Origin of the sequence: Flavobacterium sp. C4GT6 (assembly GCF_036347315.1) — a bacterium.
Taxonomy (GTDB): Bacteria; Bacteroidota; Bacteroidia; order Flavobacteriales; family Flavobacteriaceae; genus Flavobacterium.
Genome location: NZ_JAZGZU010000002.1, coordinates 228,572 through 252,723, shown reverse-complemented (window position 1 = coordinate 252,723; position 24,152 = coordinate 228,572). Strand labels below are relative to the sequence as shown.

At 37.4% G+C, this 24,152-nt stretch carries 23 protein-coding genes; 16 read left to right on the top strand and 7 right to left on the bottom strand.

Annotated features, from left to right (window positions below):
- Window positions 1-4: 4 nt before the first annotated feature.
- A complete protein-coding gene (locus tag V3Z67_RS03420) occupies window positions 5-523 on the bottom strand; it encodes a DUF5004 domain-containing protein (protein ID WP_330441980.1) in 519 nt (172 codons plus the stop codon).
- 423 nt (window positions 524-946) lie between these two features.
- On the opposite strand from V3Z67_RS03420, the gene V3Z67_RS03415 reads away from it, so the two are divergent.
- From V3Z67_RS03415 to V3Z67_RS03395, 5 genes are all read left to right on the top strand, one after another.
- Entirely contained in the window at window positions 947-2,554 is a 1,608-nt protein-coding gene (locus V3Z67_RS03415; RefSeq protein WP_330441979.1) for a DUF6377 domain-containing protein, read from the top strand.
- Between the two features lie 64 nt (window positions 2,555-2,618).
- Window positions 2,619-3,989: an APC family permease gene (locus V3Z67_RS03410; protein ID WP_330441978.1), complete on the top strand. Its 1,371-nt coding sequence runs from the start codon at window positions 2,619-2,621 to the stop codon at window positions 3,987-3,989.
- A 189-nt stretch (window positions 3,990-4,178) separates the two neighbouring features.
- Window positions 4,179-5,465 (top strand): hypothetical protein, encoded by a 1,287-nt coding sequence (locus V3Z67_RS03405; protein WP_330441977.1) that lies wholly within the window; start codon window positions 4,179-4,181, stop codon window positions 5,463-5,465.
- Window positions 5,466-5,627: 162 nt separating this feature from the next.
- Window positions 5,628-7,619: a S9 family peptidase gene (locus V3Z67_RS03400; protein WP_330441976.1), complete on the top strand. Its 1,992-nt coding sequence runs from the start codon at window positions 5,628-5,630 to the stop codon at window positions 7,617-7,619.
- Between the two features lie 111 nt (window positions 7,620-7,730).
- Window positions 7,731-8,396, top strand: a complete 666-nt coding sequence (locus tag V3Z67_RS03395; RefSeq protein ID WP_330441975.1) for a hypothetical protein — start codon at window positions 7,731-7,733, stop codon at window positions 8,394-8,396.
- 19 nt (window positions 8,397-8,415) lie between these two features.
- On the opposite strand, the gene V3Z67_RS03390 is transcribed toward V3Z67_RS03395, so the two are convergent.
- The 4 genes from V3Z67_RS03390 to V3Z67_RS03375 all read right to left on the bottom strand — a co-directional run bounded on the left by V3Z67_RS03390 (window position 8,416) and on the right by V3Z67_RS03375 (window position 11,609).
- Window positions 8,416-9,426: an aldo/keto reductase gene (locus tag V3Z67_RS03390; protein WP_330441974.1), complete on the bottom strand. Its 1,011-nt coding sequence runs from the start codon at window positions 9,424-9,426 to the stop codon at window positions 8,416-8,418.
- Window positions 9,427-9,655: 229 nt separating this feature from the next.
- Window positions 9,656-9,862 carry a DUF1772 domain-containing protein gene (locus tag V3Z67_RS03385; RefSeq protein ID WP_330441973.1) on the bottom strand — a complete coding sequence of 69 codons (207 nt, stop codon included), beginning with the start codon at window positions 9,860-9,862 and terminating at the stop codon, window positions 9,656-9,658.
- Window positions 9,863-10,329: 467 nt separating this feature from the next.
- On the bottom strand, window positions 10,330-10,824 hold the full coding sequence (gene ribH / locus V3Z67_RS03380) for a 6,7-dimethyl-8-ribityllumazine synthase (protein WP_330441972.1): 495 nt from the start codon (window positions 10,822-10,824) through the stop codon (window positions 10,330-10,332).
- Between the two features lie 5 nt (window positions 10,825-10,829).
- On the bottom strand, window positions 10,830-11,609 hold the full coding sequence (locus tag V3Z67_RS03375; RefSeq protein WP_330441971.1) for a tetratricopeptide repeat protein: 780 nt from the start codon (window positions 11,607-11,609) through the stop codon (window positions 10,830-10,832).
- 146 nt (window positions 11,610-11,755) lie between these two features.
- Here V3Z67_RS03375 and recF point away from each other — a divergent pair, with 146 nt between their 5' ends.
- The 8 genes from recF to gap all read left to right on the top strand — a co-directional run bounded on the left by recF (window position 11,756) and on the right by gap (window position 19,480).
- Window positions 11,756-12,835, top strand: a complete 1,080-nt coding sequence (gene recF / locus V3Z67_RS03370; protein WP_330441970.1) for a DNA replication/repair protein RecF — start codon at window positions 11,756-11,758, stop codon at window positions 12,833-12,835.
- A gap of 11 nt (window positions 12,836-12,846) precedes the next feature.
- On the top strand, window positions 12,847-13,515 hold the full coding sequence (locus V3Z67_RS03365; protein ID WP_330441969.1) for a DUF2461 domain-containing protein: 669 nt from the start codon (window positions 12,847-12,849) through the stop codon (window positions 13,513-13,515).
- Between the two features lie 42 nt (window positions 13,516-13,557).
- The gene (murB, locus tag V3Z67_RS03360; protein WP_330441968.1) at window positions 13,558-14,571 is read left to right on the top strand and encodes a UDP-N-acetylmuramate dehydrogenase; all 1,014 of its coding nucleotides are present in this window, start codon (window positions 13,558-13,560) and stop codon (window positions 14,569-14,571) included.
- 104 nt (window positions 14,572-14,675) lie between these two features.
- The gene (locus V3Z67_RS03355; RefSeq protein WP_330441967.1) at window positions 14,676-15,782 is read left to right on the top strand and encodes a glycosyltransferase; all 1,107 of its coding nucleotides are present in this window, start codon (window positions 14,676-14,678) and stop codon (window positions 15,780-15,782) included.
- Window positions 15,773-16,348, top strand: coding sequence for an RNA polymerase sigma factor (locus V3Z67_RS03350; protein WP_035130153.1), 576 nt, complete (start codon window positions 15,773-15,775; stop codon window positions 16,346-16,348). The genes V3Z67_RS03355 and V3Z67_RS03350 overlap by 10 nt, the downstream gene beginning before the upstream one ends.
- Before the next feature lie 221 nt (window positions 16,349-16,569).
- Complete coding sequence (locus V3Z67_RS03345; RefSeq protein ID WP_330441966.1) at window positions 16,570-17,430, top strand: energy transducer TonB; 861 nt, start codon at window positions 16,570-16,572, stop codon at window positions 17,428-17,430.
- Window positions 17,431-17,557: 127 nt separating this feature from the next.
- Window positions 17,558-18,448, top strand: a complete 891-nt coding sequence (gene lipA, locus V3Z67_RS03340; protein ID WP_330441965.1) for a lipoyl synthase — start codon at window positions 17,558-17,560, stop codon at window positions 18,446-18,448.
- A 30-nt stretch (window positions 18,449-18,478) separates the two neighbouring features.
- Window positions 18,479-19,480 (top strand): type I glyceraldehyde-3-phosphate dehydrogenase, encoded by a 1,002-nt coding sequence (gene gap, locus V3Z67_RS03335; RefSeq protein WP_330441964.1) that lies wholly within the window; start codon window positions 18,479-18,481, stop codon window positions 19,478-19,480.
- Window position 19,481: 1 nt separating this feature from the next.
- Here the strand turns inward: gap and V3Z67_RS03330 are convergent, their stop codons facing one another.
- Both V3Z67_RS03330 and lpxK read right to left on the bottom strand, forming a co-directional pair.
- The gene (locus tag V3Z67_RS03330; protein ID WP_330441963.1) at window positions 19,482-20,294 is read right to left on the bottom strand and encodes a purine-nucleoside phosphorylase; all 813 of its coding nucleotides are present in this window, start codon (window positions 20,292-20,294) and stop codon (window positions 19,482-19,484) included.
- On the bottom strand, window positions 20,266-21,291 hold the full coding sequence (gene lpxK, locus V3Z67_RS03325) for a tetraacyldisaccharide 4'-kinase (RefSeq protein ID WP_330441962.1): 1,026 nt from the start codon (window positions 21,289-21,291) through the stop codon (window positions 20,266-20,268). The genes V3Z67_RS03330 and lpxK overlap by 29 nt, the downstream gene beginning before the upstream one ends.
- A gap of 95 nt (window positions 21,292-21,386) precedes the next feature.
- Here lpxK and V3Z67_RS03320 point away from each other — a divergent pair, with 95 nt between their 5' ends.
- From V3Z67_RS03320 to V3Z67_RS03310, 3 genes are read left to right on the top strand one after another with little or no spacing between them, the layout of a single operon-like run.
- Window positions 21,387-22,481 carry a Nif3-like dinuclear metal center hexameric protein gene (locus V3Z67_RS03320; protein ID WP_330441961.1) on the top strand — a complete coding sequence of 365 codons (1,095 nt, stop codon included), beginning with the start codon at window positions 21,387-21,389 and terminating at the stop codon, window positions 22,479-22,481.
- A gap of 2 nt (window positions 22,482-22,483) precedes the next feature.
- Window positions 22,484-23,263, top strand: coding sequence for a zinc ribbon domain-containing protein (locus V3Z67_RS03315; RefSeq protein ID WP_330441960.1), 780 nt, complete (start codon window positions 22,484-22,486; stop codon window positions 23,261-23,263).
- Window positions 23,264-23,301: 38 nt separating this feature from the next.
- Window positions 23,302-24,147, top strand: a complete 846-nt coding sequence (locus V3Z67_RS03310) for an alpha/beta hydrolase (RefSeq protein WP_330441959.1) — start codon at window positions 23,302-23,304, stop codon at window positions 24,145-24,147.
- The last annotated feature ends 5 nt before the right edge of the window (window positions 24,148-24,152 follow it).

Sequence of the window (24,152 nt, the reverse complement as noted above, 5' to 3'; positions counted from 1 at the left end):
GTCGTTAATTAACTGCATTTAACTTAAACGAATAAGACACAAACGCAATGCCTCCTGACTTCCTTACCAGCTGAAGTTCCATTTGCTCACCGCTACCGGGTACAGCAACCAGTTTAAGTTCATCGGTCATTTGTGCTTTTTGAGCATCACTATATAAATAGATCTTTACTGCTTCGCCTTTTGGTTGCTGGAAAGCAGAGCTCAGCTTCCAGTAACCGTTTGCCGGAAATAAAGGGGGCACATCACCCATTACTTCATAAGTAGTAGGTTCCATATTATCGTCAACACTAAACCTTATTTTAAAATCTTCATAATTAAAATAAGCTCCCATGTTTTGTTCAGACGGTTCGATAGCGTTTGCCTTCGCATACTCATCTACCATCTTTAAACTCATTAAACCCCAGTCACCTTCCATTTTCTCATAAATGGTAACAGGATTTACATAACTACCATCATCAGGATCATTACAGCCTACCGCAATAAGCCCCATGATAGCTAACCCATAAATAATTTTACTTCTCATAAATGTTGTTGTTTTGTTAGGTAATTAGTTACTCCCTATAAAAAGGATATGACGAAACTAGCCCTTAAAAAACTCTTAAAAAAAACATTGAATAAAAATCAAGATAAATCAAGGCTATTATTTATAATAAGCAATTGACAAACAATTAATTAATAAATTATTTATACTTAAAAAATCAAGTAGATGTTTAGACAATTTAAAGGAAGTAAAAAATCAAAATAATAAGAATATCAAAATTTAATAAGGATATTTTTCTCAATTGTTTATATATTAAATGATTTTATTGTTAAGATGAAAACTTTTCCCGTATTTTTACATCTTAAAAATAATCTGTTAAAAAAATCATTAGTTTTTACCTTGATTAACAACTGCGCGAGGTAATGATGAGGTTATAACACCTTGTTATGCGCTATTACGGCAGCAATGAAAAAACACATCACCTTTCTCTTACTTTTTACCTGTTTCTCTTTGTTCAGCACACCTAAAGAGACCGATCCCGTATTGCAGGAACTGGATAAAGCCCTTGCCAATAAGGAGTATTATGTAAAAAAGAAATATGCTGCCATAGGCGAACTGAAAGTACATATAGAAAAGTTTAAACTAAGCGATGATAAAAAAGCTTTGTACAACACCTATATGTCACTTTTTGACGAATACAAATCGTTTAAATATGATTCTGCCTATTACTATATAGAGCAGGCAAAGAACATGGCTTTTCATTTAAAAGATTCAGAACTGCTTGCCAAAGCCAAAATAAAGGAAGGTTTTGTATTACTATCCTCCGGATTGTTTAAAGAGGCTATAGACACGCTTTGCAGTATTAAAAATGAAGACCGACTGGATATAAAAACCCGTTATGAATATTTCTCGGTAAAGGCACGTGCTTATTATGACCTTGCCGATTATACCCGCGATCCCCGTTATAACATCAATTACATACAAAAAGGTACAAAGTATATAGAGCAGGCTATAATGATTGTAGACACCAATACTAATGAGTACTGGGCAGCCATTAGCCTGAAGCGCATGAAACAACAGGACCGCAAAGGTGCCGAATTTGCCTTTAGTTATTGGATTAACAATTACAAACTACCTACAGAATATTATGGTATTGCCACCTCAAGCCTCGGTTATATCTATTCTGAACAGGGTTTAAAGGAAAAAGGAATCCACTACCTGTGTCTTGCCGCTATTGCCGATGTAAAGAATGCTACAAAGGAAACTGTTGCCCTGCGTAACCTAGCAAACGAATTATTTAAAAGTGGTGACCTGGAAAAAGCCAATAGGTATATTAACCTGGCAATGGACGATGCTACATTTTATGATGCCCGACACCGTAAAATTGAAATCTCCACCATACTGCCTATTATAGAAAAGGCTCAGCTTAATAAGATAAAAGATAAAAACGATATACTGGAAGCCGTAGTAATACTACTCGCTGTATTATCAGTCATTATTATAATTTTTCTGGTTATTATCTTTAGGCAGCTTAAAGAACGTAATGCTTCACGAAAAGCAATGGCCGAATCGTATGCCAAACTACAGGAAATGAATAACAGTCTTAGCGAGGCTAACATCATTAAAGAAGAATATATAGCTTACTTTATAAAAGCTACATCCGACTTCATTAACAAAATTGACCATTTACAAAAAAGTACCATACAGAAAATAATTTCCAAAAAAACCGACGAGGTTATTACCAGCCTTAAGCGTTATAACGTAAAAAAGGAAAGAGAAAACCTATTCCGCCAATTTGATGAGATTTTCCTGAAACTGTTCCCCACTTTTATTGAAGACTTTAATACACTTTTCCCCGATGACCATAAAACCGTTATCAAAAAAGGGGAACTTTTAAATACTGAAATGCGCTTATTTGCCCTTTACAGACTAGGCATACAAGACAGTAACCAGATAGCCGATTTTCTTGAACTATCGGTATCAACTGTTTACACCTACAAAACACGTATTAAAAGCAAATCACATTGCAAGGAAATATTTGAAGAGAAGATTATGGCTATAAAAACCATATAACTTTATCACTTCACATTTTTTTCAGAAGGATTTAAGCTAAATTTAATGTTTTCTTTTCTTACAAATGGGTAACTTTGTTATACTTACCTCAAAATTACCTTACATGGGACTACAATCTAAAACTAAAAACCTAGGACTGGCAGAACTTATTGCCATTGCTTTAGGAGGAATGGTAGGCGGTGGTATATTCACCATATTGGGAATATCTGTAGCAATAATAGGAAACGTAACACCTTTTGCTATTATAGTGGGTGGTATTATAGCTTCCCTCGCTGCTTACTCTTATGTTAAACTAGGCGTATATTATAAAGATGAAGGTGCTACCTATGCCTTTTATAAAAAAACCTATCCCAAAACACCTTTCCTGGCTTCTGTTATAGGATGGTATGTAATATTCGGGTACATAAGTACACTCGCACTTTATGCTTATACCTTTTCCTCTTATGCCATCAGTAGCACTGATTTTTCAGATAATATGTGGATTCGTAAAGCTGTCGCGCTTGGAATTATAGGCCTGTTTACCGCAATTAACCTTTGGAGTGTAAACGGTATGGGTAAAATTGAGGATATAATGGTATATACCAAACTGGTTTTACTAACCATAATATCGGTAGTACTTATGCAAAATGGCGATACCAGCTTTGCTAAATTTATGGAAACCATGGCTGTGGATGCCGAAAAATCCAGCATCATGAATATCCTTATCGTATCATCGGTCACCTTTGTTGCTTTTGAAGGATTTCAGCTCGTTATTAATGCCGTAAACGAAATGAAAGACCCCGATAAAAATATCCCGAGAGCCATATACAGTGCCATAGTACTGGCGGTATTGATTTATGTGGTAATATCTATGGGGGCATTATTTGCCATACCTGCCGAAAAGATAATTGAGAACAAAGAATACGCCTTGGCATCGGGTGCGGGCGAAGTATTGGGTAAACTGGGCAGCACCATAGTTATAGCAGGAGCTTTACTGGCAACCAGCAGCGCCATTAGCGGAACCGTATTTGGAGCATCAAGACAGTTGGCAGCCATTGCAGATGATGGTTATTTCCCGGATATACTAACCAAAAGAAAAAACCAAATCCCTAAAAACGCTACCCTTTTTATGGCAGCTTTTGCAGGTGTGTTAATCCTTATTGGCGGACTGGAACTTATACTGGAATTTGGTAGTGTTACCTTTTTACTGGTATCATTATTAATGGCTATTGCCAATTATAAAATAAAAGACAAAACAAAATCCTCGGCAATTATTACTGTGTTAGCCATTGCCGGACTCTCTTTAGGCAGCGTCCTTATTTTATATTACGAACTCAAAAATAAATGGGAACAAATGGCCGCAATTGTAGTGCTTTACCTGTTGCTTACAGCCGGAGCATGGTTTTACTCCAAAAGGCATCAGAAAAAAATACAACACAAAAACGCAGAAAATTAAACATCTGCTATTTATCTCAAAATTTCATGTTTCATTATTAATATTTTAGTAATAAACAAATTAATTTTTTATGGGATATTTTACTTTTATTTGAATTTTTACAGGCAATAACATTTTCATGAAGTGCGGGAGCTGATGGAAAAATTGTTCTGCTGCTTATAAGCCGAATAATTATTAAAAACCATAAAAATGAAAACCACTTACTTGAAACAGTTCGCGGCCCTGCTTATGGCTGGAGCGATTTGTTCATGCTCAAACGACTTTGAGCCCGTTTCTGAAGATGCTGCAACATCTCAGGACACCACAAAAGTGACAACAAAGGCCTTTCTCAGTCTGCCGATTAGTTACACAGACGAAAGCAACTTTGTAAACTCACTATCACCGTATGGCTTCCTTGAGCCAGACGATATTAACCTTAACCGCTCTGGCACAAAAAGCGGTTATAACAGCGTGTATGGATTTAACATTCCATCGGCAAATCAGGTTACCGGTTTCAAATGGAACAGCGGTGACGAAAGTACAGAAGAATGGCGCCCACAGGGACTAACCGGTTTTAACTGGGGTGGCCGCAAATTTCTTTTGGCAACATGGTATGGTGTTGGCCCGGGTACTATTTCGGGAGTTTACAACCAGCACAAAGGTGTTCGTATTGCCCTTGTTGATATTACCGATATGAATAATATCACTTACAGACACATCCTTTTAGTGCAGGACAAAAACAACATGAGTAACAGCAACCTATACAGATCTACCAATTCTTACGATCAGTTAGACCTGTTTTGTCCGGTTACCATCCACGCAGGCGGTGTAGCTTATTCTAACAACAAAATTTATGTTGTAGATACCAAACTGGGGATGCGTGTGTTTGACATCAGAAAACTTATCGCAGTTTCGGGAGACAGCACCAAAAACCGTATAGGCCGTGAGACTGATGGTACACTAAAAGCATTCAACTATTCTTATGTGCTCCCGCAAATTGGTTATTATGATATAGACAATGCCAATCCTTATTCTTGTATTTCATTAGGTACAGGTAATGATGGTGAGGCAAGACTATGGACAGGTCAGTACCTTACGCCAAGTGATAACCAAACTCCTAAGATATATGGATTTGCGCTTAACTCAAGCGGACAGATTAATACGGGGCAATCAGTACAACAGCTGGAACCACAGGATAATACTACCGGAAATAACGGACCGGTATACCGTGTACAGGGTGTTTACAGGAGAGGTCAGGCTTCTACCAGTTTAGTAACCACTACAGGAAACAGCAGCTACGAAGGTTCTACCGCTCGTTTGGTACGTCACTACAGTGGTGATGGTGCCGGAACACGTTTCCGTTGGCCTCATGGTGCAGAAGACCTATACTACGACAGCAGTACAGGCTACCTTTGGAATCTTACCGAATATGAAAGTTCTAAATACGGACAGGACAACCGTTGCGTATTTGCAGTACGATACAGCGATTATGATTAATTGATTGTTTTGTTATCTGTTTTTCAAAGCACTTGTGTGACAATCATACAAGTGCTTTTTTATGCATATAGTCGAATAACATTCATTAAATCAAAATCCTACCGATATAATTAATATATTTAAAGTCATCAATCATTAAATCAATTATTAAAACTGTAAGAAATGAAAAAGTTAATTTTGAACTTTCTTGCTTTTGCTATATTTACAGGTATGGCAGCACAAGAAAAAACAGACCTTCCCGGGAATACTTCCCTCCCATCGTCAAAACAGGAACTTGAAAAACTGGCAGCACAGGAAAAAGGCAGCTACAAGTATTTGGTAGAAGATTATTTCAAAAAACCGATGCAAAGTTCGTTTAAGTTCTCGCCTGATGGCAAGTTTTTTTCCTACATGGAAAAAGATGATAAAGGAAAAAGACATGTGTATGTAAAAAACACAGCAACCGATAAAGTAACCCGCGTTATAGAAGAAGGTAAAGACCTTGTAAGGGGTTACGGATGGGCTAACAACAACAGGCTTATCTATATAATGGATAACGGCGGAAATGAAAATTTCCACCTGTTTGCCGTAAACCTTGACGGAGCTAACCAAAAGGAACTTACCCCGTTTGATGGTGTAAGAGTAAATATTCTTAATAGCTTAAAAGACCAAAAGGATTACATGATTATCGAAATGAACAAAGATAATCCGCAGGTATTTGAGCCTTACAAAATAAATATCAATACAGGTGAGCTGGAAAAGCTTTTTGAAAATACCGATCTATCCAACCCTATAAGCGGTTATGATTTTGACAAGGACGGCAATCTTAAAGCTTATACCCAACAACAAAACGGCACCGACTATGTTCTCTATTACAGACTTGGCAACGACAAACCGTTCAAAAAAGCTAAGGAAACCAACTGGCAGCAACAGTTTTCCATACTGGAATTTAATTATGCCTCATCAAATCCGCACGATGCGTATGTATTAACCAATCTAGACAACGACACCAAAGAAATTGTACTGTATGATTTTGAAAAAGACAAAACAATAAAAAAGATATTCTCTAACGATACTTACGATCTAAGTGGTACCGAAACCTCAAGAAAGAGAGGATATGAACTGGACGCTTATTACTATACCGGAGAAAAATCGGAAGTTGTACCCGTTAGCGAAACCTACAAAAAACTATATAAGAAATTCAAAAAACAATTTGGCGACAAGGAAGTATCCATCACCAATGTAACCGACGACGAAGACAAATACCTGCTTTACGTAGGCAGTGATAAGCTTTACGGTATTTATTATTTTTATGATGCCAAAAAAGACACCTTCAAGGAAATATTTAACCTTATGCCAAACCTTAAGGAAGAGGATATGGCAGAGATGCGTCCTGTGAAATTTACCTCAAGGGACGGACTTACTGTTTACGGTTACCTAACCATCCCTAATGAGGCTAAAAACGGGAAAAAAGTCCCGCTCATAGTAAACCCTCACGGCGGCCCATACGGACCAAGGGATGTATGGGGCTTTAATCCTGAAACGCAACTTTTTGCCAGCAGAGGTTACGCTACACTACAGGTAAACTACAGGGGGTCTGGTGGATATGGTAAAGAATTCTACCTTGCGGGAAACAAACAGATAGGCCGAAAAATGCTTAATGACCTAGAAGACGGTGTAGCTTATGTGAAATCGCTTGGTATAATAGACGATTCCAAAATAGCCATTTACGGAGGTAGTTATGGCGGACTGGCAACTCTTGGAAGCCTTGTAAAAACCCCAAACCTATACACCTGTGGAGTGGACTATGTAGGGGTATCTAATTTATTTACTTTTTTCAAATCGTTCCCGCCTTACTGGAAGCCTTACCTAAAACAGGTTTACGCCCAGTGGTATGACGAAACATCACAAACAGATATCGAAATCATGAAACAGGTATCTCCTGCCCTTAATGTAGACAAGATAACCAAACCTCTATTTGTGGTACAAGGCGCTAATGATCCAAGGGTAAACATAAACGAATCAGACCAGGTAGTAGAAAACCTAAGGAAACGTGGTTTTGATGTACCTTATATGGTTAAATATAACGAAGGGCATGGTTTTGGGCATGAGGATAACAGGCTTGAGCTTTATAAATGCATGATGGGCTTTTTTGCAAAGCATTTAAAACAATAAAAATAGTTTTACCCAAGCCTCCTCTTAAGGGAGGCTTTTTTATTTTGTATTGGGAAAATTTTAAGAAAACAAACCTTATCTTTAAAATAACCAACTACAATACAACATATTATGAGTAAAAAAACAACCTATCCGTTTTTCTTTTTATTATTAACAGCATTTATGCTTTCCTGTGCCGGATCGAATACCCAAATGACCGGATCGTGGGCTAATAAAGAGAAAATTAAAAATGAGAATATAAAAAGCGTATTCATTGCTGTACTTACTTCAAACATGAATGCTAAAACCGTACTGGAAAATGAATTGGCTTTTCAGGCAAGCCAAAGAGATGTAGAGAGTTTTAAAAGTCATAACGTATTTACACGAACTTTCACTAAAGACAATATGCCTTCAAGAGAAGAACTTCTTGAAGTGATAAGAGCTACAAATGCACAAACCATTTTTACCGTAGCATTAAAAGACAAGGAAACCTCAACAAGATATGTTCCCGGTTCTACCTCTTACTACCCAATGGGTATGGGAATGGGATATTATGGTAATTTTTACGGATATTACTCCAATGTTTACCCTATGATGTACGACCCTGGATATTACACCACTGATAAGACCTTCTATCTGGAAAGCAATTTATATGATACAGCCAGCGAAGAGCTTATTTGGTCGGCACAATCTGCCACTTACAACCCTACAGATTTAGAGAATTTTGTAAAAGGTTATACCGAAACTCTTTTAAAACAACTTGAAAAAGATGGAATTATAAAAAAAGCTGAACTATAAGTTCAGCTTTTTTCTTCTATTATCTGTCGGCATTTTGACGCTCTACCATCCATTGCGGATATTCTTTTGGCAGGGCACTCAATTCGTCAAGCAATTGTAAATCTTTTTCGGTTAGCTCCACATCAACCGATTTGATATTATCCTGAAGCTGACTGATATTTTTAGCACCTATAATTGTACTGGTAATTCCCTGTTGTTGGCGTACCCACGCTAGGGCTGCCTGTGCCGGGGTCACATTGTGTGCCTCCCCTATTTGTACAAGTCCGTCGATTATATCATATGCCTTATCCTTGTTTACAGGGGGAAAATCGAAAGTTTCTCGGCGTGATCCCGAAGCCTGACCTTCCCTTGTGTATTTACCGGAGAGGAAACCACCGGCAAGCGGACTCCAAGGCATAATAGCAAGGTTTTGATCTAAAGCCAAAGGAACAATTTCTCTTTCAATATCACGCCCTGAAAGCGAATAGTAATATTGCAAGCCAATAAATTTATTCCATCCATTCTTCTCAGCTATTCCCTGTGCTTTCATCACCATCCATGCCGGCCAGTTACATACGGCAATATACCTTACCTTACCGGATAGTACTATATCATTAAGCGCTCTCATGGTTTCTTCAACCGGAGTACGATTATCCACACCGTGTACATATAATATATCAATATGATCCAGTTGCAAACGTTGCAGGCTCTCATCAACCGAATTGAATATATGGTAGCGTGACAAACCAATACTGTTAGGCTTTTCATCCATACGACCACGCACTTTTGTGGCTATAACAAGTTCATTCCTGTTTAAACCTAAGTCTTTTACAGACTGACCTAACAGCCTTTCAGATTCCCCATAAGAATACACATTAGCCGTATCTATAAAGTTAATTCCCGAATCTACTACAGCCTTAATTAGTCCATTTACCTCTTCCTGCTGAATTTTACCTATAGCTTCCCAAAATCCTCTTCCGCCAAACGTCATGGTACCAAAGCAAATTTCAGAAACTAACAATCCTGTGTTTCCTAAAAAATTATACTTCATTGTTTTTTGATTTATATGATTAGAATTATAACTGCTATGCAATTACACAAATTTCATCATAATATCAGCGACTTATATTGCTCCAATCAATCAGATTATTACAAAATTCAAACAATTACCTTTTAGGAAGTACCGAAGAAATACTAAGTAATAAAAAAGAAATAACAACAGCTGCAGTACGAATGCTATGCCATTTGTTCCAGGAACCTTCAAAGGTTCCACTCATACCTTAAATGGTTTCCTGACTTGCATTTCCCAAATCAAAAGCTTCGAGCGTATCATTTAAAGGCATATTTCCTAAAATGGTAATAACAAACAGTCCTATGACGTAAAACGCTGCCGAAAGACCAAATAGTGAAAAATTAATTGTAAGTCTGCCGTCATACTGTAAATAGTCATTTAAAGGGAGTAAAACAACTGCCCCAAAAAAGCACAAAAAAATACCGGATTAAGTATCTCTATTTATAGACTGCATTGCTAAAAGATACGCAAAATCATTAAGCCGCCCCAAACCGGAGTTTACAGAAAACGAATAAGAAAAGAATATCCCAGCCATAAGAGCTGTAGACAATAAAGTTAAAATATGAATAATAGAGGTAAAAGTATTCATAATATAATCTTTTTGAGATAATATTAACTTCTAAATGTTTTTGGAAAAATACAACAAAAAATATATTATGCAAAAAAAGAAAGGGCTCTAACAAGCTGATTATCAGAAACAGTACCCCTATAAAATGAAAAACCCTTCTATTCGAAAATAGAAGGGAAGCCGGTAAACCACACCTTACCTTAATTTATCCGGCTTTTTTTTATCTTTATACGAAGATATGCATTTTTTGGTTTTAAAAATTAAATAATTATTTAATTTTTAATTACACTACAAAGTAACAAAAAATAGTTGAATTAACCTCGCGTTTCTTTTCTTAAATTCGCCATTTTAACAGCTACGATAGCAGCCTCGGTACCTTTATTACCGTGTTTGCCTCCGCTGCGGTCTATAGCCTGCTGTAAAGTATTGTCTGTCAGCACACAAAAAACTACCGGAACATCGGTTAAAACATTCAGGTCTTTAATACCTTGTGCAACTCCTTCACAAACAAAATCAAAATGTTTAGTTTCACCCTGTATTACACTACCTATGGCGATAACAGCATCTACATTTTGGGTATCAATCATTCTTTTTGAACCATAAATAAGCTCAAAACTTCCCGGCACATCCCATTTAATAATGTTTTCTTCTTTAGCGCCGTTTTCAATTAAAGCCTCAAAAGCTCCTTTATATAAATTTTCAGTAATGGACTCATTCCATTCTGAAACAACAATCCCAAACCGAAATTCTTTCGCGCTTGGGACCATGTTTTTATCGTATTGTGATAAATTCTTGTTAGCTGTAGCCATTACAGTTATTCTGTTACTGCTATGTAAGCATCAATATTATTAGCTTCAGGAGCCGACTCGTATTTCGTTTTTAACTCATTGAAATATTTGTTAGCCTCTTCTTTTTTACCTAATGTTAAAGCAGTTTGACCCGCTTTGAAAAGAAAACGAGGTGTAGCAAGAGCATCATCACCCATTTTTGCAGCTTCAGCATAATACTTTAAAGCTTCTTCGTTTTCTCCTGTTTGAGCAAAAGCATCACCAATTCCTCCTTTAGCAAGAATACCGGTTGTTAGCTCTTTACCTTTGTACTCCTGTAAACGCTCTACAGCTTCTTTGTATTTACCTGTATTTAGGTAAGCCATACCAGCCATATAATTAGCTACGTTTGCAGCATCTGTACCAGAATAGTTTTCAACGATAGATAAAAGTCCCATTTTAGCTTCTCCACCATTAAGTGCAAGATTGTATAATGAATCTTTTTCTGTTATTGTTGTAGCGTTAGAAGCCTGAATAAAATACTGTTGTGCCTGGAATGAATCGTTAGCAGCTTCAGTTTCTTTTGGCTCAACTACAACGCGTCCATAAAACAAATAACCTACAAGTGCAACTGCTATTACAGCAACTGCAATAATGATTGGTTTTTGGTTATTGGCTACCCATTCTTCAGTCTTTGAGGCTTTTTCGTCAAGTGTATTAAACACTTCCTCAGTTGTACTTTGACCGTCAAAAGTTTCTTCCGGTTCTACTTCGTTCACCTCAGCTGGTTTTGGAGCTTTATACCCTCTTTTGTTATATGTTGCCATCTAATTTAATTTAGTGAGCCGCAAAAATAAAATTTTTATTGAATATTAAAATACCTTTTTGTCGATATTTTTCAATAATTTGCATGCTCTTTTTATAAAAGTACACTAATTATACAATGTTCTCACTATCAAGAACACAGTTACAAATGTATCTAAAAAATTTATCCCTCCTAAACTATAAGAATATATCTGAAGGCAATTTTGAGTTTGACTCAAAGATTAATTGTTTTGTGGGAAAAAACGGCATAGGTAAAACAAATGTACTGGATGCAATATACCATTTATCTTACGGAAAAAGCTATTTTAACCCTCTTGCCATACAAAATATAAAGCACGGAGAGGAGTTTTTTGTAATAGATGGCACTTTTGAAAAAAATAACAGAAGCGAACAAATTGTATGCAGCCTTAAAAAAGGACAGAAAAAAGTTTTAAAACGAAACGGAAAAGCATACGATAAGTTTTCTGAACATATAGGCTTCATACCTCTGGTTATCATTTCTCCTTCAGACAATGACCTTATTATGGAAGGAAGCGAAACCAGGCGTAAGTTTATAGACAGTGTTATTTCGCAACTGGATCCCACTTACCTGCAGGAACTAATAAGCTACCAAAAAGTAATTGCCCAACGAAATGCCTTGCTTAAGTATTTTGCCCTTAACCACACTTTTGATAAAGAGACACTGGCTATATATAATGAGCAACTTACCGCACTGGGACATTCGGTATTCGAGAAAAGAAAAAAATTCCTAACCGATTTTATCCCAATATTCAATGCACACCATCATGCCATAACCAGTTCGGCAGAAAACATATCATTAGTATATCAAAGTCAGTTGCACGAACAAACACTTGATAAGCTACTGGAAGAAAACCTGCAACGTGACAGGGTACTGCAATACACCAGTGTAGGTATTCATAAAGATGACCTTTCGTTTGAGATAGATGAACATCCTATTAAAAAATTCGGATCGCAGGGACAGCAAAAATCTTTCCTGATTGCGCTCAAGCTTGCACAGTTTGACTTTATGAAGAAGCAAAGCGGCGTACTCCCTATCCTTTTATTTGATGATATTTTTGATAAGCTTGATGAGACCCGGGTTTCTAAAATAGTACAAATGGTGAACGATAAAGTTTTTGGACAGATTTTTATATCTGACACCCACCCTGAACGTACCGAAGAAATCGTAAAGTCAACTCACCAAAGTTATCGTATATTTACCTTATAACTTATACAACTATGTTACCAGCAACCATACTTCCGTTTCTGGAAGATCTTAAACAAAATAATTACCGCGAATGGTTTCAGGCAAATCAAAAAAGATATGCCGAATATAAAAAAGACTACAAAGCCGTTACCGAAGCCCTGATTAAGGAAGTTAGCGCAGGCGATGAATCATTAAAACACCTGGAGTTTAAAAACTGCTCTTTCAGAATAAACAGGGATATCCGTTTCTCTAAAGACAAATCTCCCTATAAAACTAATATGGGTATATGGATGTCGGCAGGTAATAAGGAGTTCAACATGGGTGGTTATTACCTTCATATAGAAAAAGGGGCCAGCTTTATTGCAGGAGGCCTTCACATGCCCGACCCGGTTTCACTGAAAAAAATGCGCCGTGAAATTGCAGGCTTTTATGAAGACCTTGAGGAGATACTCGAAAACAAGGAATTCAAAAAGTTTTACGGAACACTGGACAGAGAGCAAAGCCTGAAAACTGCTCCTAAAGATTATGATAAAAACCATCCGGCAATTGAGTTTTTAAAACTAAAAAGTTTCACTGTAACACATAAACTTAGCGATAAAGACCTTGCCAGTAAAAACTTTATTGAAGAGACTGCAAAAAAATTATTGGTTATGCAACCGTTTATAGAATATATAAACCGCGCCATGACTACCGAGGAGTAGTTAAAATATGTAATTTTGCCACCGGTAAACTAACCCATAATTATGGAAATCATTTCAAACTACCCGCTTAAAAATCATAATACATTTGGAATTGAGGCTTTTGCAGATGAATTTGTTTCGGTGAACTCTGTAAACGAGCTTAAAAAGGTTCTTCAGCAAAACTCAGGCAAACAAAAATTCATACTTGGAGGTGGCAGCAATATGCTGCTTACCCAAAATATACATTCATTAGTTATACATGTAAACCTTAAAGGTATAAAGGTAGTTTTTGAAGATGACAACCATGTACATTTAAAAGCTATGGCTGGTGAAAACTGGCATGAGTTTGTACTTTACACCATACAACACAATTATGGCGGACTTGAAAACCTGTCGCTTATCCCCGGTAATGTAGGCACCACCCCTATACAAAACATAGGCGCTTATGGCACTGAGATAAAAGACTCTTTTGTTTCGTGTGAAGCTATGGATATTGCCACACAGCAAATAAAAACCTTTACAAAGGAAGAATGTGAGTTTGCCTATCGCGAAAGCATCTTCAAAAACAGTTTAAAAAACAAATACATTATAGTATCGGTAACCTACAGGCTTACCAAAAAAGACCATAAAATCAACACTGCTTATGGGGACATTATGGCACAGCTATCTGAAAAAAACATTACAACACCGGAAATAAAAGATGTTAGCGATGCGGTAATAAACATCAGACAAAGTAAATTGCCCGACCCAAAAGAACTGGGCAATAGCGGTAGCTTTTTCAAAAACCCTATCATCTCTAAAGAAGCATTTGATTTAGCTTACAGTCAGCATCCTGAAATGCCACACTATATAATATCTGAAACCGAAGTAAAAGTCCCTGCCGGCTGGCTTATAGAACAGTCGGGCTTTAAAGGCAAACGTTTTGGCGATGCAGGTGTACACGCAAGACAGGCTTTGGTACTTGTAAATTATGGCAATGCTACCGGCCAGGAATTATTGAACCTGTCCCGAAAAATACAGGAAACCGTATATAACAACTTTGGCATCCGTATTGAGGCTGAAGTTAATATTATATAGTTTTTTATTACAATTATTACCTAACACTTAACAACAAACAAAAGGAAGAAACAAGACTTTTTCCTAATTTTGCACCATTAAAACGCCAATCAAAAAATACCTGTATGCTTAACATTACCTTCTATATATTTATCGGTATAACCGCAATACAACTATTTTATTACCTTATTGTTTTCGGAAAATTCGCTTTTTCAAAACCAGATAAAGTCAGCCCGAAAAAAATCCCTGTTTCTGTTATTGTTTGTGCTAAGAACGAGGCCGAAAACCTAAAAAAATACGTTCCGCTTATTGCCGAACAAAATTATCCTGACTTTGAAATAGTACTTATAGACGATGCCTCTAGCGATGAAACACTCGATGTGCTTGAAGAGTTTGAGAAGCAGTACTCTAATATACGTTTGGTTAAAGTAGAAAACAACGAAGCCTTTTGGGCCAACAAAAAATTTGCCGTTACCTTAGGTATCAAAGCCGCTACTAAAGACTATTTATTATTTACTGACTCTGACTGCTACCCTTCTTCAAACGAATGGTTATCACAAATGAGCGCACAGTTTACACAAACAAAAACCATTGTACTGGGATATGGCGCTTATGAAAAAGTAAAACACTCTTTCCTTAATAAAATAATCCGTTTTGACGAAATGCTTAGGGCAACCCAATACATGTCGTGGGCAAAAATGGGATCACCTTATACCGGCGAAGGCCGTAACATGGCTTACAAAAAAGAGGAATTCTTTAACGCCAATGGCTTTATGAGCCACATGCATGTAAGAAGCGGTGAAGACGCTATGTTTGTAAACCAGGTAGCTACAGGCAAAAACACTACCGTTTGTTATACTCCCGAAAGTTTTACCTACTGTCCTCCTAAAAAATCATTCGGGCAATGGTTTGCACAAAAAAAGAGACAGGTATACCTACACTCGCAATTTAAAACCGGAGACAAGATAAAAATACGTCTGTTCTTTATAGCACAGTTATTATTTCCATTATTCGCTGCCGGACTTTTAATTGCCGGATTTGACTGGATGTTTGTTGTACCCGTTATAGGCTTCCGCTACCTTATAGCATGGTTAACCGTAGGTTACAGCGCAGGCAAACTAAAGGAGAAGGATGTAATATACTGGTTCCCTTTTATAGAAATATTCCTTATCTTCACACAGCTTAATGTTTATATAAGCAATATGTTCTCTAAACCTGTACTTTGGAAATAAATTCTCAACTTATACAAAGCAATATAGAAAAGGCAAAAAAGGGCGACCAGGTTGCCTTTACTTTTTTATTGGATTTTTTTTGGAACGAGGTATATGGCTTTATGCTTAAACGCACCCAAAATGAAACTGATACCGAGGATATTGTTATAGAAACATTCGCCAAGGCTTTTGACAGAATTGCTACTTATAATCCTGAATATGCCTTTAATACCTGGCTTATAGCCATTGCTAAAAATGTGCATATAGACATTTTAAGAAAAAAGAAATCCTCACTGTTTATAGAAATCACAGATGAACAAAATCAACAGGCGTACAATATTGCAGACAGCTCCCCCAGCGCAGAGGATGAACTGATTAAGGAACAAAACCTTTCCAGTCTTCTGGAATGTATTAAGCAGTTAAAATCACACTATCAGGAAGTAATACAGCTACGTTATTTCCAGGAACTAAGCTATCAGGAAATTGCCGAACAGCTTAACGAACCTCTTAATAACGTAAAGATAAAACTGCTAAGAGCAAAAAAACTACTTGCCGATATTATCCGCAATGGCAAAAAGAAAAAATAAAACTATTTTTTCTGCCCCTCCTACTCAACCTTCTTTATCTGTAGAGAACACCTTTACATCTCATAAACAAACAAGGACATTACCCTTGATACAAAAAAACCTACTTTTCCACACAATAAAATATTATAAGAATTTTATACTAATTTCTACAATATCAAAAACATCGAAAACGTTTTAGTATAAAAATCATTCCTTATTAACAAACTTTAAATCATCTTATTATGTCAAAAGTAAGCGTTTTCGAAAAAAAATGGATAGACCTTGTTTTTGAAGGCCGTAACCAAAAATACGGAGCCTACCAGCTTCGTCAGCAAAACCCTAAACATACAGTTATTGCCTTATTTCTAGGCGTTGCTCTGGTAGTAGGTTTAATTTCCATACCTGTAATTGCAAACAGACTAGACCCTAAACCTGAACCAGTGGTTGCTGAGAATAAAACTGAGCTTGACGATCCGTTTGTATTTGTCGATTTAACAAAAGAGGTTACCCCTCCTGAGGTACGGGAGCCGGAACCTGTTATACCTGAACCGCCTGCAGAAGCTGCAGCACCAGTAACCGCTACGACAGAATTTACAACACCTGTTATAGTAAGTGCTAACGAGGTAACTGCTGCTTTACCTACTATGGAAGACTTTGAAAACTCAGACCCAGGGCAGGTAACTACACCGGGTAACCCTAACGGAGAAATAAATATTGGTACACCAAACGGAACAGGAGACCGCACAGATGGCGGAACCACTAACGGAGACGAAAACGGAACCGGTATAATAGAATATATTAAAGTAGACGTAAAACCTGATTTTCCGGGAGGAATATCTGTTTTTTATGAAACAGTAAGCAGAAGATTCAACGCACCCGACATAGGAAAAGATATGACGCTTAGAGTATTTGTTTCATTTATTGTGGAAAAAGACGGAACAATGTCAAACATAAAAGTACTAAGAGATCCGGGATACGGAATGGGTGATGAAGCTATTAGAGTACTTAAAAGCATTAAAACAAAATGGAATCCGGGTATTAAAAACGGTAAGCCTGTAAGAACAGCTTATAACTTACCCGTAACCCTTAACATAAGATCTTAAAAAAAAGCCCCTGATTAGGGGCTTTTTCTTTATAAAAGAATAACATTTTTAGAGCTTTAGCCATAAAAATGAATCATTACATAATATCCACAAATATACCTTATCTTTGCAGTCTAAAGTTTTTATTATGGAAACCGTATTAGATACTGCAAAACCAACTGCCCAAAACGGACTGCTTACTCAAAAACCTAAATGGCTTAGGGTTAAGTTGCCAACAGGGAAAAAATATACTGAATTAAGAGGACTGGTAGATAAGTATAAACTGCATACTATATGTACATCAGGAAGCTGCCCTAACATGGGTGAATGCTGGGGTGAAGGTACTGCTACTTTTATGATACTGGGTAATGTTTGTACACGTTCATGTGGTTTTTGTGGTGTTAAAACCGGAAGACCCGAAACGGTAGATTGGGATGAGCCGGAAAAAGTGGCACGCTCTATCAAACTAATGAACATTAAACATGCCGTTATTACCAGTGTAGACCGTGACGACCTTAAAGACGGAGGTTCTATAATATGGGCCGAAACCGTTAAGGCTATCCGCAGGATGAACCCTAACACCACACTGGAAACTCTTATACCGGACTTTCAGGGAATAGAGAGAAACATAGATCGTATTATTGAGGTTGCCCCAGAGGTTGTTTCACACAACATGGAAACGGTAAAAAGACTTACTCGTGAGGTACGTATACAGGCAAAATACGAGCGTAGCCTTGAAGTACTTCGTTACCTTAAGGACAATGGCATTAACCGCACTAAATCGGGTATTATGCTTGGACTTGGCGAAACCGAAGAAGAGGTTATCCAAACAATGCACGATTTAAGAGCTGTAAACCTAGACGTACTTACTATAGGCCAGTACCTGCAGCCAAGTAAAAAACACCTTCCTGTAAAAGAGTTTATCACTCCGGATCAGTTTAAGAAATATGAGGAAATAGGCCTTGAACTTGGTTTCCGTCATGTAGAAAGCGGCGCTCTTGTACGTTCTTCATACAAAGCACAAAAACACATCCTTTAATAGCTTTTTGCTGTAATTGTTTTTAAAACAATGGACAAAAAAATAAAGATTGCCATAAACGGTTTCGGTCGCATAGGCCGAAACCTTTTTAGGCTCTTACTTAACCACCCTGAAATTGAAGTAGTAGCCATTAATGATATTGCTGATGCAAAAACTATGGCTCACCTTATTAAGTATGACAGTATTCACGGCATACTGCCCCATGAAGTTACCCATACAGAAACTTCGATTATAATTAACGGTAAAAGCTTTCCCTTTTTAAGAAACAGGCACGTTAAGGATATTAACTGGGCACAGTTTGACATTGATATTGTTGTGGAATCTACAGGGAAATTCAAAACTCTGGAAGATGCCAACCAGCATCTTGAAGCAGGAGCTAAAAGAGTATTACTTTCGGCACCACCGGAAGACGACAGGATAAAAACTGTTGTACTGGGAGTTAACGAATATATACTTGACGGAACTGAAAAAGTAGTCTCTAACGCCAGCTGCACTACTAATAATGCAGCACCAATGATGAAGGTGATTAATGACCTTTGCGGAATTAATCAGGCTTATATCACAACAGTACACTCTTATACTACAGATCAAAGTCTGCACGACCAGCCCCATAAGGATTTAAGACGTGCCCGCGGAGCAGCACAATCCATAGTACCTACAACCACAGGTGCCGCAAAGGCACTTACCAAAATTTTCCCTGAGTTTGATGGTAAAATTGGCGGTAGTGGCATACGCGTACCTGTACCGGACGGTTCACTAACCGATATTACCTGCTATGTAAAACGTGAAGTGAGTATTGAAGAGATAAACAACGCCTTCAAAAAAGCATCAGAAAACGAACTGAAAGGTATACTGGCTTACACCGAAGACCCTATAGTATCTGTAGATATTTTAGGCAACAGGAATTCATGCCTTTTCGATTCACAGCTTACATCTGCATTGGACAAAATGGTAAAAGTGGTAGGATGGTATGATAACGAAATAGGTTATTCATCCAGAATTATAGATCTTATTCTTCATTTAAACAAATAAGCTAGTAACGGGCTATCAGCTCTTTTATAAGCATTCGTACTTTAGGCTCGGCTTTTGCCGCTGCCTTAAGCACTTCTTTGTGGCTTACGGTTTCCACACTTTTCTCATCACTTATATCGGTAATTACCGAAATCCCAAAGCACTCCATCCCCATGTGTTTAGCTACTATAACTTCAGGCACGGTAGACATACCTACACAATCAGCCCCCAATATTTTTACCATTCGGTATTCAGCATGTGTTTCAAAAGTAGGCCCCTGTAACCCAAGGTATATTCCTTCTTTCACATCAACCTGTAGTTCGACAGCAATTTCCTTCGCCTGATTAATCATTTCATGACTATACGGTTCGCTCATATTTACAAAGCGCGGACCGAAACGTTCGTCATTAGCACCACGTAAAGGATGCTGCGGCATAAAATTGATATGATCATAAATCAGGACAATATCCCCTACTCTGTAAAACGGATTCACTCCTCCCGAAGCATTAGAGACGATAAGATGCTCTACACCCAAAAACTTCATTACCCTAACAGGAAAAGTAACTTCCTGCATACTGTACCCTTCATAATAATGAAAGCGTCCCTGCATGGCAACAACATTTTTGTTACCTATTTTACCAAATATTAAATCACCGTTATGTCCGGCTACGGTAGTTTGCGGAAAATTTGGAATTTCACTGTAAGGAATAGTAAACTCAACATCAATATCATCAGGAAAGTTACCGAGTCCGGAACCTAATATGAGCCCGAACGATGGAGTATAAGCGGTTTTTTCTTTAAGGTATTTAACCGTTTGCTGTACTTTTTCCCACATAGTTTAAAACTGCTTTATTAAAATCGTCTCCATTAGTAATAAAAGAAGTTTTTATAGGCAGGTAAAACAGTTTTCCAGCAGGCATTTTATCTTTAAGCCTCACATAATCCTTTTCGGTAGTTACCACAATCCTGTCTCTTGCAACAGCAAGTATATCATCAATATCCTTAGCTGAAAAATCATGATGGTCAGGATAGGTCAAACACACATCAGAACTGTTTTTTAACTGATCGAAAAACGGTTTTGGTTTGGCTATTCCGGCAACCAGCACCTTCTCTTTCTCCTTTACTTCTTTTGTAGATATTTCACTGTTATCACCATAAACAACAGCATCATATTCTATAGCAGTAAAGTACACCTTTTGCTCGGGTTTAGGCCGTAATTTTTTCTTAATTTTTTCCTGCTCAGCTTCTGTTAGATTCATAGGGCATTTGGTTACCACAATTACATCAGCCCTTTTAGCCCCGTTCCTGCCCTCACGCAGATTTCCGGCAGGCAATAAATAATCATCGGCATAAATATCACCATAAGCAGTAAGCAGTATATAAAAACCTGCTTTAACCTTACGGTGTTGGTAAGCATCATCAAGTACTATTACTTCAGGACTCGGGTTCAACTGCAACAAACTCTCAATACCATTTACCCTATTAGCATCTACCGCCACATTAATATCAGGAAACTTACTGTAAAACTGATAAGGCTCATCTCCCAGTATACCTGCATTAGCGTTGGCATCAGCCAAGACATACCCTTCCGATTTTCTTTTATACCCCCTGCTTAAAGTCGCAAGCCTGTAATTATCTTTCAGTAATCGTATAAGATATTCGGTTTGAGGCGACTTACCTGTGCCTCCGGTACTCAGATTACCTATAGCGATAACAGGCACATTGAATTGCTGTGAATTAAAAAAATCTGTATCGTATAAAAAATTACGAATAGCCGTAACCAGCCAATACAGTAAGGAGAAGGGAAGTAAAATTTTCCTGATTAATTTCATACTACGAATGTAAAATTTTTTACCCTATTAATTCAACTTCGGCTTTGCCTTACACACAATAATTTTTAAATTTGGGCTTACGCTATACCATTTTCATGAAAATAAAAGATATACTTGCCGTTTTAGAGCAAATGGCTCCGTTAGCCTATGCCGAAGATTTTGACAATGTAGGCCTGCTTACCGGCGACAGTAATAACGAAGCTACCGGAGTACTGGTGTGCCATGACGCTCTGGAAAGCGTTATTAATGAAGCCATTGCAAAAAACTGCAATCTTATAGTTTGTTTTCATCCAATACTATTTTCTGGACTTAAAAAAATCACCGGAAAAAACTATGTGGAACGCTCCATTATTAAAGCGATAAAAAATGATATTGCCATTTATGCTGTTCACACCGCTTTAGACAACCACAAACATGGCGTAAACAAAATATTTTGTGATGCTTTAGGATTAAAAAACACTTCTGTTTTAATTCCAAAAGAAAACTACATCCGTAAACTTATCACCTTTACCATACCCGAAAATGTAGAAAAACTACGCAATGCATTGTTTGATGCCGGAGCCGGAAACATAGGCAATTATGAAAACTGCAGCTTTACCTCACAGGGGTTTGGTTCTTATCAGGGAAATGAAGACAGTAATCCCGCTATAGGATTGCCTGGTGATTTTGTAGAAGATAAAGAGATTAAAGTCGAGGTAACTTTTGAAAAACATTTAGAATCAAAAATACTGAAAGCTCTTTTTAACAACCATGTTTATGAGGAAGTGGCCTATGAGGTTTACAGCCTTGAAAACAAACATCAAAATATTGGTTTAGGGATGATAGGCGAATTTGAACAACCTATGAATGAGAAAGACTTCCTGCTTTTTGTAAAAGAAAAAATGGAAGCCGGAGGTATAAGGCACAGTACTTTTACAGGCAAACCAATTAAAAAAGTAGCTGTACTGGGAGGCTCAGGTAGTTTTGCCATAAAAAGTGCTATTGCTAAAGGAGCAGACGCTTTTTTAACTGCCGATTTAAAATATCATCAGTTTTATGAAGCAGAAAATAGGCTTTTACTGGCAGATATAGGACATTTTGAGAGCGAACGTTACACAAAAAATTATATAGTTGATTATCTTACGAAAAAAATTCCTAATTTTGCAATCATTTTATCGCAAGAAAATACAAATCCAGTTAAGTACTTATAAATATGGCGAATACCAAGGAATTAAGTGTTGAAGAAAAGTTAAGGGCACTTTATGATTTACAGTTAATTGATTCAAGAATAGACGAAATCAGAAATGTAAGGGGTGAACTTCCTCTTGAAGTGGAAGACCTTGAAGATGAAGTTGCAGGATTAAGTACAAGGCTTGACAAACTTAAAAGTGATCTTGAATCTATTGAGGATCAGATCAAAGAAAAGAAAAACGCTATTGACGAGCACAAAACTGCAATCAAGAAATATACTGAGCAGCAAAAAAATGTTCGCAATAACCGTGAATTCAACTCTCTTACTAAAGAGATCGAATTCCAGGAGCTTGAAATCCAACTTGCTGAAAAGCACATCAAGGAGATGAAAGCTTCTATTGAGCATAAAAAAGAGGTAATTGGTCAGTCTCAGGAAAGACTTGAGGCTAAACAAAGCCACCTTGACCATAAAAAATCAGAGCTTGGTGCTATTATGGCTGAAACTGAGAAAGAAGAAAACTTCCTTATTGAAAAATCAGCTGAGTACCAGGAGCAAATCGAAGAAAGACTTCTTGCTGCTTACACAAGAATACGTACAAGCGTAAGAAACGGACTTGCAGTTGTTTCTATTGAAAGAGGTGCTTCTGCCGGATCATTCTTTACTATACCTCCACAAACTCAAATGGAGATTGCTTCCCGCAAAAAAATCATCACTGATGAGCACAGCGGAAGAATTTTAGTAGACAGCTCACTTGCTGACGAAGAAAAAGAAAAAATGGAACAATTGTTCGCTAAATTATAATATTTAAGCCCCGCCAACGCGGGGCTTTTTTAACTGCCATGCAGAAACTGATTACCTTTATACTGTCTAAATCCATAGGACTCTACATAAACACACTCAGTTATATTGCTCCACAGAAAGCAAGCAAATTGGCATATAAATTTTTCAGCGAGCCCCGAGACGGCAGATTATCCAAAGACAATCTTCCCGACATACTTAAAGAGGCCGAAGCTGAAATTATTACCCACAACAATTTTATTTTCCAAACTTACATTTGGAAAGGTAATGACACTAAAGTACTCCTTGTTCACGGATGGGAGAGCAATGCTTCCCGCTGGGAACTGCTTATGCCTTACCTTAAAAAATCAGGTAGTACTATTATTGCTGTAGATGCTCCTGCTCATGGTTTATCGTCAGGTCATGAATTTAGCGTTCCGCGTTATTCAGAATTTTTAGATATTGTAGTAAAGGAATTCCAGCCGCAATACATGATTGGCCACTCCATGGGAGGTGCCACCGCCGTGCACTATCAGTCACAATACCCTAACGATATTATCCAAAAAATGGTAATACTGGGTGCACCTAGTGATCTTAACACACTGTTAAACAATTATGCCGGTATACTAAGCCTGAACCTAAACGTAATTCAGTTACTTAAAAAACACTTCTTTAAACACTTCAAAATAAAGACCGAAGAGTTTTCGGGCGGTATTTTTGCCACCACAATAAAAGCAAAAGGACTGGTAGCCCATGATGAAAAAGACGAAGTGGTATCGTTTAAAGAGGGTAAAAAAATAGCCGAAGCATGGCCGGATGCCGAATTTATAGCTACGAAAGGACTTGGACACAGCATGCATGACGATGCCCTTTACAACAAAATATACTCCTTCCTTTTTGAAAGCTAAAAGCG